At 67.7% G+C, this 13,981-nt stretch carries 9 protein-coding genes and 1 pseudogene; 4 read left to right on the top strand and 6 right to left on the bottom strand.

The features are described from left to right. Positions 1–29 precede the first annotated feature (29 nt). Together ACFXJ8_RS15165 and ACFXJ8_RS15160 are read left to right on the top strand one after the other, a co-directional pair. Positions 30–4,604: a ThuA domain-containing protein gene (locus ACFXJ8_RS15165; RefSeq protein WP_379644484.1), complete on the top strand. Its 4,575-nt coding sequence runs from the start codon at positions 30–32 to the stop codon at positions 4,602–4,604. Positions 4,605–5,124: 520 nt separating this feature from the next. Further along, positions 5,125–5,577, top strand: a complete 453-nt coding sequence (locus ACFXJ8_RS15160; RefSeq protein WP_379644483.1) for a hypothetical protein — start codon at positions 5,125–5,127, stop codon at positions 5,575–5,577. A 934-nt stretch (positions 5,578–6,511) separates the two neighbouring features. On the opposite strand, the pseudogene ACFXJ8_RS15155 reads toward ACFXJ8_RS15160, so the two are convergent. After that, positions 6,512–7,987 (bottom strand): annotated as a pseudogene (locus ACFXJ8_RS15155) (IS481 family transposase); the annotation flags it as partial. A gap of 646 nt (positions 7,988–8,633) precedes the next feature. Beyond that, a complete protein-coding gene (locus ACFXJ8_RS15150) occupies positions 8,634–10,013 on the bottom strand; it encodes a hypothetical protein (RefSeq protein ID WP_379644482.1) in 1,380 nt (459 codons plus the stop codon). Positions 10,014–10,038: 25 nt separating this feature from the next. Between ACFXJ8_RS15150 and ACFXJ8_RS15145 the strand changes: the two genes are divergently transcribed. Then, complete coding sequence (locus tag ACFXJ8_RS15145) at positions 10,039–10,476, top strand: HIT family protein (RefSeq protein ID WP_379644481.1); 438 nt, start codon at positions 10,039–10,041, stop codon at positions 10,474–10,476. Here the strand turns inward: ACFXJ8_RS15145 and ACFXJ8_RS15140 are convergent. Continuing rightward, on the bottom strand, positions 10,468–10,890 hold the full coding sequence (locus ACFXJ8_RS15140) for a hypothetical protein (RefSeq protein WP_379644480.1): 423 nt from the start codon (positions 10,888–10,890) through the stop codon (positions 10,468–10,470). The genes ACFXJ8_RS15145 and ACFXJ8_RS15140 overlap by 9 nt on opposite strands. Between ACFXJ8_RS15140 and ACFXJ8_RS15135 the strand changes: the two genes are divergently transcribed. Further along, the gene (locus ACFXJ8_RS15135) at positions 10,880–11,326 is read left to right on the top strand and encodes a hypothetical protein (RefSeq protein WP_379644479.1); all 447 of its coding nucleotides are present in this window, start codon (positions 10,880–10,882) and stop codon (positions 11,324–11,326) included. The genes ACFXJ8_RS15140 and ACFXJ8_RS15135 overlap by 11 nt on opposite strands. A 231-nt stretch (positions 11,327–11,557) precedes the next feature. Here ACFXJ8_RS15135 and ACFXJ8_RS15130 read toward each other — a convergent pair whose 3' ends face one another. The 3 genes from ACFXJ8_RS15130 to ACFXJ8_RS15120 form a co-directional block, all read right to left on the bottom strand. After that, a complete protein-coding gene (locus ACFXJ8_RS15130) occupies positions 11,558–11,995 on the bottom strand; it encodes a hypothetical protein (RefSeq protein ID WP_379644478.1) in 438 nt (145 codons plus the stop codon). 133 nt (positions 11,996–12,128) lie between these two features. Continuing rightward, the gene (locus tag ACFXJ8_RS15125; protein ID WP_379644477.1) at positions 12,129–13,112 is read right to left on the bottom strand and encodes a radical SAM protein; all 984 of its coding nucleotides are present in this window, start codon (positions 13,110–13,112) and stop codon (positions 12,129–12,131) included. Next, complete coding sequence (locus ACFXJ8_RS15120) at positions 13,106–13,897, bottom strand: phosphate/phosphite/phosphonate ABC transporter substrate-binding protein (protein ID WP_379644476.1); 792 nt, start codon at positions 13,895–13,897, stop codon at positions 13,106–13,108. Before ACFXJ8_RS15120 ends, ACFXJ8_RS15125 begins: the two co-directional genes overlap by 7 nt. Positions 13,898–13,981 lie beyond the last annotated feature (84 nt).

Below are 13,981 nucleotides of genomic sequence, written 5' to 3'. Positions count from 1 at the left end.
CTCTCCCCTCTTCCACCGGAGTCACCGCCATGCGTCGTCTTTGCGCTGTCCTGATCCTCCCCTTCCTGCTGTTGTTACCGGGCACGGCCCACGCCACGGCCACCGCCCACGACACCTTCCGCGCGCTGCTGTTCACCAAGGCCGTCGGCTACGTCCACGGCTCCATCCCGGCCGGCATCCAGATGATCAAGGACCTGGGCGCGGCCAACCACTTCGCGGTCGTGCAGACCGACGACTCCTCGGTGTTCAACGACACCGACCTGGCCGGCTACGACGTGCTGATCATGCTGCAGAACTCCGGCATGGTCTGGGAGAACGACGCCCAGCGCCAGGCGCTGCAGAAGTACGTCCGGTCGGGCAAGGGCGTCGTCGCCATCCATAACACCCTCGACATGGGCATCGAGAACGACTTCCCCTGGTGGGACGACCTGGTCAACGGCGGCGCGCACATGCCCGCCCACTCGCCGGGCGTGCTGCAGGGCACCGCCAAGGTCACCGACCGGGTCCACCCGTCGACCAAGAACCTGCCCCTGCGCTGGCAGCGTCCCGAGGAGTGGTACAACTTCGCCCCCAACCCGCGCGGCAACGTGCACGTGCTGGTGTCGGCCGACGAGAAGACCTACAACCCGGGCCCCTCGGCCATGGGCCCCGACCACCCCATCTCCTGGTGCCGCAACGCCGAGGGCGGCAAGGTGTGGGCGACCGCCATGGGCCACGACACCGCTTCCTACACCGAGGCCGCCTTCCGCGACCACGTCCTCGGCGGGATCACCTGGGCCGCTGGCGCCGAGGCGGGCGACTGCGGCGGCACGGTGAACAGCAGCTTCGAGAAGATCACTCTCGACGACAACACCGCCGACCCGATGGAGCTCGACGTCGCCGCCGACGGCCGGGTCTTCTACGTGCAGCGCAAGGGCGAGATCAAGATCTTCAAACCCGACACGCACACCACGGTCACCGCGGCCACGCTCGACGTCTACACCGGAGGCGAGGACGGGCTGGTCGGCATGGAGCTCGACCCGGCCTTCGCGCAGAACGGCTGGATCTACCTCTACTACTCGCCCGCCTCCAGCGCCGAGGACGTCAACCGGCTCTCCCGCTTCACCGTCACGGGCGACAGCATCGACCTGGCGTCGGAGAAGAAGATCCTCGACGTGCCCGCCTACCGGCAGCGCACCTACCCCGAGCCGGGCCACACCGGCGGCGCCGTGGAGTTCGGCCCCGACGGCACCCTCTACCTCAGCACCGGCGACGACGTGCCGCCCAACCTGTCGCCGGACTGGCAGGGCTACGCGCCGATCGACTGGCGTCCAGGACAGCACATGCTCGACGCGGCCCGCACCGCCGGCAACACCAACGACCTGCGCGGCAAGATCCTGCGGATCAAGCCGAAGGCCGACGGCGGCTACGACATCCCCTCGGGCAACCTGTTCGCGCCCGGCACGGCGAGGACCAGGCCGGAGGTCTACGCGATGGGCTTCCGCAACCCGTTCCGCTTCACCGTCGACCAGAAGACCGGCTACGTCCACGCCGCGGACTACGGGCCGGACCGGGGCGGCCCCACCACCGACCGCGGCCCCGAAGGGCTGGTCGAGTACAACGTCATCAAGAAGGCGGGCAACTACGGCTGGCCGTTCTGCCACGGCGACAACCAGGCCTACGCCCCGTACAACCCCGACACCAAGGTCGTCGGCCCCAAGTTCGACTGCGCGAACCCGGTCAACGACTCGCCGAACAACACCGGCCTGACCGAGCTGCCGCCCATCGAGCCGCCCGTCATGTGGTACGGCTACGGCACCTCGCCCACCTTCCCCGAACTCGGCTCCGGCGGCTCGGCCCCGATGAGCGGCCCCGTCTACCGCTACGACGCGGCCTCCACCTCCCCGACGAAGTTCCCCGCCTACTTCGACGGCACGAGCTTCTTCTACGAGTGGTCGCGCCACTACGTGAAGAACATCCACCTCGACGACCAGGACAAGCTCCTCAAGATCGACCCCTTCCTCGGCACGTTCGTCAAGCCGATGGACATGACCTTCGGCCGCGACGGCTCGCTGTACCTGCTGGAGTGGGGCAGCTCCTTCGGCGGCGGCAACAACGACTCGGGCCTGTACCGGATCGACTACTCCGCCGGCGCCCGGGCACCCATCGCCAAGCTCACCGCCTCGCGCACCGACGGCCCGGCGCCGCTCAGCGTGGAGTTCGACAGCGCGGGCAGCATCGACCCCGACGGCGACCCGATCGAGTTCTCATGGGACTTCGACGGTGACGGCACCTTCGATTCCACCGAGGCCAAGGCCACGCACGTCTACTCGGCCAAGGGGCAGTACACCGCGCAGCTCAAGGTCAAGGACTCCACCGGCAAGGAGGGCTTCTCCAACGTCGTCATCACGGCGGGCAACTCCAAGCCGGTGGTGGCCGTCGAGGTGCCGATCGACGGCAGCACGATCGAATTCGGCCAGGACGTGCCGTACAAGATCAAGGTCACCGATCCCGAGGACGGGACGGTGGACTGCACGAAGGTCTTCGCCAACCCGGCGCTCGGCCACGACGACCACGAGCACGAGACGGTCGAGATCCCCGGCTGCGAGGGGACCATCTCCACCAGCGACATCGGCGGCCACCCCGCGGGCGCCAACCTGTACTACGTCATCAACGCCCACTACACCGACAAGGGCGAGCACCCGCTCACCGGTTACGCCAAGGTCGTCCTGCAGCCCAAGCGGAAGCAGGCCGAGTACTTCAAGACGTCGTCTGGCGTCAGGGTGATCGACCAGGCGGGCGCGGAGAGCGGCAAGCGCATCGGCGACATCAGCGACAACGACTGGATCGCCTTCACCCCGCTCGACCTCAACGGCGTCACGTCCGTCGCCTTCCGGGTCTCCAGCCCGTACGGCGGAGGCACGATCGAGCTGCGCGCGGACTCGCCCACGGGCACGCTCCTGGCCACCGCACCCGTCCAGAACACCGGAGGCTGGGACACCTACCAGATGACCAGCGCCGTCCCGGTGAAGAACGACGTGCGCACCAAGACCGTCTACGCGGTGTTCAAGAACAGCCGTAACAACGGCTTCGACCTGGACGCCGTCCAGTTCGCCGGCGAGGACACGGGCGGCGGGCTCGAGCCCGGCGTCTACACCGTCACCGCCCAGCACAGCGGCAAGAACGTCACCCCGGTGTCGCTGCTCGACGACGCCAAGATCGTGCAGCTGGGCGCCACCCAGGGCGACGAGCAGAAGTGGGAGGCGATCCCCGCCACCGCGGGCGGCTACCAGCTCAAGAACGTCAAGAGCGGCAAGTGCCTGGACGTGCCCGGCGGATCGACGGCGACGGGCACCCAGCTCGTCCAGTGGACCTGCCACCCCGACGGCGCCGCTCACCAGCTCCACCAGCGCTTCTTCATCGCCGCCGCGGGCGACGACCACATCATCACGGCCGCGGCCAGCGGCCTGTGCGTCGACGTCAACGGCGTCTCCCAGGCCGACAACGCCGCCGTGATCCAGTGGACCTGCGTCAACGCCCCCAACCAGCGCTTCCGCTTCACCCCCGTCGCGGGAGCCGACAGGACGCCGCCGGTGACCACCGCCAAGGCCGCCCAGCCGAACGCGGCCGGCTGGCACACCACGGCTCCGGTCGAGGTCACGCTGAGCGCCACGGACGAGGCGTCGGAGGTCGCCGCCACCGAGTGGCGTCTCGACGACGGCGCGTGGACCCCCTACACCGAGCCCGTCCTGGTCAGCGGCGACGGCGCCAGGAAGGTGGAGTTCCGCTCGCGTGACGCCGCGGGCAACGTGGAGGAGCCGAAGGCGCTCGACCTCAAGCTCGACGCCACCGCGCCCGTGACCACCGCCACCTTCGCCCCGCCCAACGCCGACGGTTGGAACGGCGGCGACGTCCCCGTCCTGCTCTCCGCCGCCGACCCCACCTCGGGGGTGTCGAAGACGGAGTACTCCCTCGACCAGGGCGCCTGGACGGCCTACGCCGACCGGCCCGTGGTCATCAGCGGCGACGGACCGCACGAACTGCGCTACCGCTCGACCGACACGGCGGGCACCACCGAGCAGGAGAAGGCCGCCGTCCTCAAGATCGACGGAACCAAGCCCACGCTCATGGTCTCGGGGGTCTCGGACGGCGAGGTGTACGGCGACGCCCAGGACCTGCGCATCACCTGGCAGGCCGTCGACACCACCTCGGGCGTCAGAACCACCACGGGCACACTGGACGGTGCGACCCTCACACCCGACTCAGTGGTGCCGCTGTTCCCGCAGACCCTGGCCACGCACACCATCTCCGTCACGGCCGGGGACAACGCCGGCAACTCGATCACCACGAACGTCCGCTACGCGGTGACCACGTCCCTGCGGGACATGCAGAACCTCGTCGACCGCTTCCGGGCGACGAACTGGCTGTCGAGTGCGGCGGCACATTCGCTCACCCGGGAGCTGACCAAGGCACGGAAGGCGGAGGCATCGGGCAAGGACGCCAAGGCCATCCGGCACCTGCAGGACTTCAAGAGCCTGGTGGCGGATGCCCGGCGGGTGCCGAGGGCCGACGTCCGCCAAGTCCTGACCAGGGACGCCGACAAGGTGATCGCCACGCTGGACTGACACACCGCACATGAGGAAGCTCTCCGGACCACCTTGGTCCGGGGGCTTTCTCGCGCCGAGATCAGGCGGCCACCTGGGCCGTGGAGGCCTGCAAGGCGGCAGGCGGTGAGGAGCCTCACTCACAGTGAAGGTCACCGGGCATATGGGTGGGCATATCGGGCGGGACTGTGACGAGTGCACAGATAACGCGGCGCGGCGATTCCCTTCCAGAACCATGACCTCAGCGGCAACGCCGGGCCCCAACCTAGATCACCAACAACATCCTTGTGCTCCGCTCGGCGAATTCAGTCCATGGTGCACGTGAGCTGGTCGCGGGTCAGCGGCGGCTCGGGGAGTACGTGGGCCGCCGATGGCCTGAGCCCGTCCAGGATGAGGGCGAGGTGCCGGCGCCAGCCGCGGTGGCCTGAATCGTTCGCGTGATGGCCCACGTGACGAAGGCCATGTCCTCGAGGACGAAGTCGGGGCGGAGTGCCCCGCTTTTCTGAGCACGATCGATTATCTGGGCCATCAGGCAATAGCCGTGCTCGTATGCCTCGGCGGATGCCGCCTGAGGGACGCGACGGGCGGTGAGGTCGTTGAACCCGGAATCCGCTGCCTGCAGTCGGCATATCTGTTCGACGAAGCCGGCGAAATCCTCCGTGATCACATCGACAAGCTCGGGGTCGGCGAGGATGGCCGGCTGTTCCGCATCCGCACGGACGGCATGATCTCCGGCTCGGCGTACGCCAAGGTGTGGAAGGAGGCCCGGACCTACGCGTTCACTCCCAATCAGGTCGCCTCGCCGCTGGCGGCCCGGCCGTACGACCTGCGGCATGCGGCGGACTCCCTCTGGCTCAATGTCGGAGTGCACGCGCCGGAAGCGGCCGAGCGGGCGGATCACGGGGTGGATGTGATGCTGAAGGTCTACGCCAAGTGCATCGACGGCCAACGCGATGTGGCCAACCAGCGGATCTTGGATGCTCTCGCTGCGTGAGACATCGCTAGAGCACTGAGCACACGAAGGGTCTCGGATTGCACCGGGACCCTTCGCTATGCATGGCGGTGATCATCCTCTGTGAAGGCGACGATGCCACCATCCGTCGGCGTACCGCGGGTAGCGACGTGGTCGGGGATCGGGGAGAGTGCGGCGATAGAACTCGTCATCCAGCCTCGACACGATTCGTGAGAGGTCTCTCCTCGCCGATCGGCTAAGACGCCGGAGCGCGTATTCCAGGCTGTCACGGGCTTGGATCGGATCGCAGCACGGGCAAGCCGCTTCGAGTACGTAGAGGTAGCGGCCGGGCTGCCGTAGGAACCCCTCGTATTCGGCGAAGGCCGCAGCGACGCCTCCGGGTCCTAAGTACCGGTGCTGGCGTTCGATTCGTGCGATGGCCGCACAGGTCCGGCCGGAGACGCCGGGGATCTGGATGGGTGAACGATGGCCTGGGAAGGCCGGCCACAGGTGCGCACGCAGGGCGCTCGGCCGTCTACGCGGCATCTGCCTTTCGGGTCGTCATGGACCGCATGGTGCCATACCTCGACATCGCGGACCACTCCGCGGCGTGCCCCGAAGGACTCGGAACCATTCCGCGAACCTCCGAAACCCCCGGCTCCACCTGGAGATGCGTCCCAGAGCATTCCGCGTATGTCAAGTTCCGGTACCCGCGTGACGGCGTAGTTCCGGTAGATGCGTGACAGACCGGCGTTCACGTGCCTGTGACCTTTCCGGACCCACCCGGTAGCCGCCCCGCCTCGCGGGAGAGCGAGACCGCCGTCCAGGGTGGGCGTAGCCCATCGCGGAGCGACGCCGTAGGCGCCCTTGACGACGGGGTCGCCTCCCGCATCATCGCCGGCGGGTGGTCTCGGAAGCATGGGGTCCTGGGCCCCGGGCGTGGCTAAGAGTCCGCCAGCGCAGGCCGGTCGGATGCGGCCGGGGGCTTGGGCTTGCGGGGACGGCCGCCGGGGGTGGCGAAGGCGCCGTGCTCCTTGGCGCGGTCGTGCCGGATGGCGTGCACCCGGATCACCTTGTCGTCGGCGGCCAACTGCACCGACCCGGCCACGATCGACACCTGGATGCTGTGCCGGGCCCAGGCCCGCCCGGCCTGATACATGGTGCCGGCAAACGACACCGCCCCGCCACCGTCGGCGATCCGGGTCACCACCGGACCGGTGCTGGCCGCCCGCGCCCGCCGGGCCGCCCGCACCCGCGGCTGTTCGGCGCTCTGCCTGCCCGGCCTGCTGCGCTGCACATGCGTGGCCACCAGCACCCCGCGGTGCAGCACCTCCACCAACCCGCCGCCGACCACCACCTCCACCAGTTCCCCGGCGAAGATCGGTCCGACCCGGTAGCCGAACCCGGCCAGCGAGATCTGCCCGCGCTGGTCGACCCACCGGGTGACCCCGGCCGGACGTGCCCCGCGCCGCGATGCCCCCGCGACCACCTCGGGCGCCACCTGCCGCGGCGCCGCGGCCACCTGCTGCTCGCCGGCCAGGCGGAACCGCTGGACGGGTGAGCCTCCGCCCAACGCCTGGTGCGGCCGGACGGTGTTGTAGGTCTCCACCCAGGCATCCAGCGCCGTCTGCGCCGCCGCGACGGTGGCGAACCGGCGCTCGCATCCGTCGAAGTGCTCGCGCCGCATCGTCTTGTGCAGCCGCTCCACCTTCCCCGTGGTGGTCGGCGCATACGGCGCGGTGAGCAGATGCTTGATCCCGTTGTCGGTGCAGATCCGATCGAAGGCCACCGGTCCCGGGCCCGGCCCGAACCGGGCGGTGAACACCTTGCCGTTGTCGGTGAGAACCTGCTCGGGCACCCCATGCCGGGCCAGCGCCGCGCGCAGCGCCGCACACACCGGCCCCGAGGTGGCCCGCGCCACGATCGTCGCGCACACCACGAACCGGGAATGGTCATCGATCCCGGTCACCACCTTGCACTCGCGGCCATCGGCCAGGTGGATGCCGCCCATCACATCCATCTGCCACAGCTCCATCGCCCGGCCGCGTTCCCACCGCTTGTAGTCGGCCCGCTTGCGCACCCGGCGACTCGCCTCGATCAGACCGTGCCGGATCAACGCCCGATACACACTCGAACGCCCCGGCACCGGCGCCAGCTCTTCCCGCTCCAACTCGTGCACGATCCGGGTCGGCCCCCAGCCCGGGTGCGCCGTCCGCATCGCCACGATGCGCACCTCCACCGCCGCGGTCATCTGATGCGGACACGAAGCCGGCCGCGACGACCGATCCGCCAAATTGGCGATCCCACCATCGGCCGCATACCGGCGCAACCACCGATGCACCGTCTGCCGCACCACCCCGAACCGGCGGGCCACCTCGGTCACCGACGCGCCCTCCAGCACCTCGACCACCGCCCGATACCGCTGCTCCACCACACCCAGCTCCACCAGCATGGCCATCGGCTCCCTCGCTGCAGGAATGACGACCCACAGCCAAGAGCCGAACCACAACAAGCGGCAAGCCACCCCGAGGTGTCGCGCACCTACCGGAACTGCTGTCGCACACCAGCCGGAACCTTGTCGCCCAGCTACCGGAACCGCGTCTTCAAACCGTCGCGCAGGAACCGGAACCGATGTGTCCACCATCTACCGGAACCACACAGAGCATTCCGCGTATGTTCCGCGACCACTGGCATGCGGCTGCATCTGACCGCCTGCGGCTGCATGAGCCGTGCGAACCGTACACATGCAAAAGACCAGGTCAGCGTACGGATGACCTGGTCTTGGTGGCGCGCCCTGCAGGATTCGAACCTGCGACCGTCGGATTAGAAGAAAGATCGTTTACTGTTCGGTGGTGTCAGCTAGTGTCTGTCTGTCCCGTGCTGGATTGATTTCGGTGTCAGGCCGTGACGGGTTCTGTCGGTATGTTCCGGGGCGGACGAGCACGGACCGAGCACGGGCAACCGCACCACGCATCCATGACCCGGGGATATGTGAACCACATGGCAAACGCGGTGAACCAGCAGGTCAGCTCTGTGTGATGAGTTTTGACGCACTACAGGTGAGTCAGCGGCCGGCAGATGGCCCGGATCGAGACAGGTCAGGCCTGATCGTGCTCCGCCCGTCCAGCGAGGTGGTTGAGGAAACTCGTCCAGGGATTGAGCTGGGTCACCCAGTCCGTCTTCTTGATCTGATACCGCTGCCCGGCGGCGGCGACGATGGTGTCGGGTACGTTTGTGCGGAACCGCGCGGTCGCCAGTTCATTGAGGTTCGGAATGGCCAGCCGTCCGTCGAATGCCGCGGTGATCTCCTCGTCCGTCCAGGACTTATGCTGCCACTCTCCAAGGTAGCTCTCGTAGAGTTTTTTGCTTGGAAGCGTGGTTTGTAGGTGCTTGATCAGCAGGCCGGTCACGGCTTGATGGTCGTGCTCGGTCTGGAACTCGGCGTCGCGGTATATCGGCAGGATGTTGTTCACGCAGGTGAGGATCTTCCTGTTCTTGTAGTTCTGCTGTGCGGATTCGAAGCCGTCGCGGAACTGTAAGGCCAGCGGGGTAGGGGTCGACGACCAGTCCCTTAGCGCGACGAAGGCGGGGTCCTGTACCTCGTCGCAGACGGTCGTCATGTTCAGGGACGCGACGAGATACTCGTACACGCACCATCCGCGGGTGAGGTAGCCGGGGCCGTCGAGGATGACGACGTTCCTGATCAGCTCATCCATCGACTGCAGAATCCGGTGGAATTCGGCCTCCTCCTCGGCGGTCCGCGGAAGCTGCGGGAAGGAGCTGTAGTCGTAGATGAAGAAGCAGTCGCGCAGTTCCTTCAGCCGGTTGAGCTGGCCTCCCGTTGGGTCCGGGTCGTCGATGGTCTCCCAGCGGTGCGAGATGAACAGCACCGGATGGGAGAAACGGCTGGTGTTCACCTCGTGCAAGATGCTCAGCCGTTCCTCGTCGGCGGAGGCGAGCTGTTCGGTCAGCCGTGCGATCTCTTCGGCGTGCACGACGCGGGATGGGCCGGTGTAGGTTACTTGGACGTTCTTCTCCCGCCACCCGGCCCGAATCTCCAGGACGCCGTCGACGATCGTGCCGCCGCCTATTTCCGTGCCCGGCAGCGCCTCATGCGGCAACGGGATCCGGGCGCGCCTGCGGAAAAGGGAAGGCGGAATGGTCAACCACTCCGTCCGGTAGGTGACGACCTCGTCGGAGTCGATCTTCTGGAGCCGCTCCTGCGCCGCCAGCAAATCGGCCACCGCCTTCCGCCGCTTCTTGAGCCGCTTGGCGCCCAGGCGATACTCCAGGTAGGTGATCCCCGGCGTTTCTTGACACCGTGGAAACCGCTCCCAATTCTGGATGTCGCCGCAGTGGATGAGCTTGACCCCGTCCCACGGACGCGGATCGACATCGTCGCGAATCCGCTCGTGCAGGTAGTCGAGCAGCCAGCCCAAACCCGATGACAGCGCGGCCACGTCGTCGTGTATGCCCATGACGTCGTGTATATAGGGTGGCACGATGGTCCGTGACCTACTGCCGGAGTGCGCGTTCTGTGCCTTGAGCGCGGGCGCGGCGACGACCCCTGTGATCTTCGAAGATCCCTCGGTCTTGGCCTTCTTCCCCAAACGCCCCGCCGCGCTTGGTCACACGCTCATCATCCCCCGCGCGCACATCCAGGATCTGTGGCACCTGGACATCGGCACCGCCGCCATCCTCGCGCGCGTGACTGTCGACCTGGCCCACGCTCTGCGCACGGCCCTGCGGCCGGACGGGCTGAACGTCATCAACTCTTCGGGAGCTGCGGCCTCGCAGACCGTGTTTCACCTCCATGTCCACCTGGTGCCGCGCTGGAGGGACGACCAGTTCGGCGCGATCTGGCCCGATCCGAGTCCGCCCTTCACCGCAGAGGAGCTTGAAGCCGCGGCCGACGCGCTGCGGAGCAGCCTCTCACCGTAAGGTGGCCACCGCGATCAGGACGAGGTCTACCGCGGCAAGCCCGCCGTAGAAGAGCGCCAGCGTGGCCGAGAACGTGGCGGTGCGCCAGCGCTTGGTGGCAGCGTACGGGGCGGTGTTCATGGACATGAGCTCGACGGTGGAGTCTGGCTTGCGAACATCGTCGTAGAGGCAGCGGAACAACCGTTCCTGCCACAAGAAATACCCATCGAGCAGCCAGAAGGCCACCAGAGGCACCAGGGCGACCACTGCGATGCCGGTTTCCAGCCGGTTTGCCAGAACGGCGAAAATGGCCGCCGCGATGGTCAGCACCCAGCCCTTGATAAGGAAAGAGCTGGTCCCGAGTCGGGCGATGACGGCCTGGATGAACTCCAGGTGCTTGATGCGGTCCGGGCCTAAGATGCTTTTGTCCTCCACCGGCTTTCCTTGCTCCCTCCGGGCGGCGCATTGGTGGCATTCTCGCACTATCCGACCATCCTCACGGCTGATTGATCAGTTATCATCGAGACCGAAACCGCAGTCGTATCGCGACTGGTACTGCAAGTCGGCCACCGAGATCGAGCGCACGCTGCTGACCCTGGAATCCAAGACACCCGAGCAGCGACTGTTCCTGTCACCGCAGGCCACACCGCTGCCGGCCTGCGGTGACAAGGCCGGGTTCCAGACCGATGCGGACCTGTCCGAACTCCAGTGGGACTACTTCGACCTCGCACGCAGCCAACCCAGGGTGCTGGGCCTCATGTCCTTCGGGCTCTGGGTGGCGCAGACATCGGCCTCACAGGTGCCACAGACCATCGACGGCCACGAACGCATCGCAGCCCGCGTCATGTCGGCGCCCACAGCCCACCCGTAGGGTCGCAGCTTGGTCATCTCCGTGGCGGATCGGGCCCCGTAGAGGCGTTACCGAGAGGCCCTGTCTTCATTCGCGTACAACGGGAAGATCACCCCGACGGGAAGCCTGTCCGACCCACACGTTCCATGATCGGTCGAGATACGGCTTCTTGTCCCAGCGGTCGGGTGTGTCCAGCGATGCGATGCGTGCACGCTGAGTAGAGACGTCGCCTGTGCTCGGAGTGGATCCGACTCACCGGGGTGTACGGCGCAGCTCTATCCCGGTGCTGTGTGCGAAGGAACTGGCCCGCAGTGACAGGTCATCCCGCTTGTCACTGCGGTCTATGTATGTTGGCCGTTTCTTGACGCAGCCCGGGGTCGGCGTCGGGGGGCTCGGCTCCAGCGCTGCAAGTGCGAGGATGCCGCCACGTACGGAGAACGCCTCTCCCTTGTACTCACACTTCCGTCCGTCCGGCGTCCGGTAGCGGAGCACGATGTCGCTGGTGTCGAGGGTGCTCCGGCCTAGGTCGAGGGAGTCCAGCTTTCCGGAATCCGCGTGCGGGCTGTCGTGGGGCTCCGCCACCCACTGGCCGGCGAGCTTGTCGGGCACCGGGGTCTGGCTCCGTGGTTTCTCCTTCTGGACCGAGAACTCGTACCGGCCACCGGACCAGTCGAGCCAGTCGTCGCCCATCGTGTGGGTCGGCCACCGCGGTCAGGGCAGCGGCCGCTCGCACTGTGAGCACAGGCTGATGGCTTGCAGGATGAGGCTGTACGGCATGGTGCCACGCCGGGCCCTCGGCAGCGACGGCCTTCGCACGTGACGCTCACGCGCAGGGGAAACTCTCCGCAGCGGTGTTGGCACTGCTGCGATATTCGACGAAGCGGCGGCGTATCTCCTCGACGGCTGCCGACAGAGGGAAGATGTCGCGGGTGACGAGCTGGTCGAGATGGTCGGCGCCGACGGGATGCCAATAGACGCCGTCGTCGGTCACGGTCACTTCGGGGATGAGACTGTCGACGGTGAGCGCGACTCCATCGGCGGCGGATCCGCGTTGCGCCACGGGCCGGACGACCCGGTCCTGGAGGGGGATGCCCAGAGTGTCGAGGTAGGCGTGGAAGGCGTCGGCGTCGCTGTCTTCGCCAGGTGCGATCGTGGCGGCCACCCGGACGCGGAAACCCTCGTCGAGCGCGATGCGGATACCCGCGACCGCGCGGTTCCAGCTCCCTTGGCCGCGATGCCGGTCGTGCCGGTCCGGAGCGGGGGAGTCGAGACTGATCTGCAGCGTCAGCCGATCCCGTGGCATGCTGCGCAGCAGGTCGAGGCGGCGACCGCGGAACAGCATGCCGTTGGTCAGCAGGGTGGTGGGGAACCGGTCGGTGCAGGCTCGCACGATCTGGTCCAGGTCGGGCAGCAGGAACGGCTCCCCGCCGGTGAGAAAGACCTCGGTGACCTCGGTGAGCTCTGCGGCTTCGGCGATGATCCGGCGTACCCGGTCCAGGCCGAGCGCGCGGCGCGGGGTCCGCGGTGAGGACCGCGCACAGCAGTAGTCACAGGCCAGGTTGCAGTCGAAGTTGGTGTAGAGCCACAGACGCGCGCCCGGACGCCGATCACGCGGGAGGTCCTCGACGGGGTCGCGCGCGCGGCCTCGCCGTACCGTCGCGGTGTCGGGACCGATCCCGACGAGCTCGTTGCCGGTCCGCTCGCACCAGCGCCGGACCAGATCGGCGTCGCCGGGCGCGAGGGGAACCTCGACGGTCGCCCCGACCGGCAGGGCGCCGACGCGTTCGACCAGGTCGAGGATCACCATCGCGACGGGATCTGCTGTCTGTCCACCGCCTCGAACAGCGAGGCGTAACCGTCCAGTTGGGGCCGGACCCACCGGCGCAGCCCTTCCATCTCCAGGATCCGCCGATGGTCGGGATTGTTCCAGTCCATCTTCAGCAGGTGCGTCACCCACGGCTCGGTGCGTTCCGCCGGGAGGAGGGTGGTGAAGTTGCAGTGGCAGTACGGCTCGGAGCGCCACACCTCCTCCAGCGCGCCCGGCATGAGCTCGTCCCTGCCGATCGCCTCCCAGGAGTTGATGCCGATAGCGGCGGCGTCGGCCTGGTCGTCGAGCACCGCGCGGATGGCGTCCAGCTCGCTGCGGCCGGTGTCGCCGTGCTTGCCCAGGTCGCTGTCGATCCGCAGGAAGTCCACGTCGGTGACGCCCGCCAGGGTGAGGAAGTGCACGGGCAGGATGGCGGCATGGGCGGAGTCGCGGGAACCCAGCGCGATCCGGCGCTTGTGCAGGGCGTCCAGGCCGCGCATGCCGCTGCCCGCGCGGGCGACCAGGACGGTGGCGAAGGTCAGGTCGGTGTCGCGCATGGCCAGCGCGTGGCACTGGTTGCCGGTTCGCAGGACGGTTCGGACCCAGGCCAGGTTGGTGTTCCAGGCGATGTCGATCGTGCCGGCGAGCAGGGAGTCGACCTGGCGGGCGTAGTTGGAGAACAGCACGAAGTCCATCTCGGCGTCGCTGCCCTCGAAGTAGCCGCGGATGCCCTCCCAGATGGGCACGACGTTGGCGGTGTAGGCCACCGCTCCGATAGTCAACATCAGAACAACTCCTGCCCGGTGATCGCTTTGCCGTAGAAGTCGTAGAGGACATCGGCGGTGGGGGCCATGACGTGCCCGGCGCGG

This window comes from Nonomuraea sp. NPDC059194 (assembly GCF_042754765.1).
Lineage (GTDB): Bacteria > Actinomycetota > Actinomycetes > Streptosporangiales > Streptosporangiaceae > Nonomuraea.
Note: the sequence above shows the minus strand (reverse complement) of the source record. Positions and strands in the feature narration are given on the sequence as shown.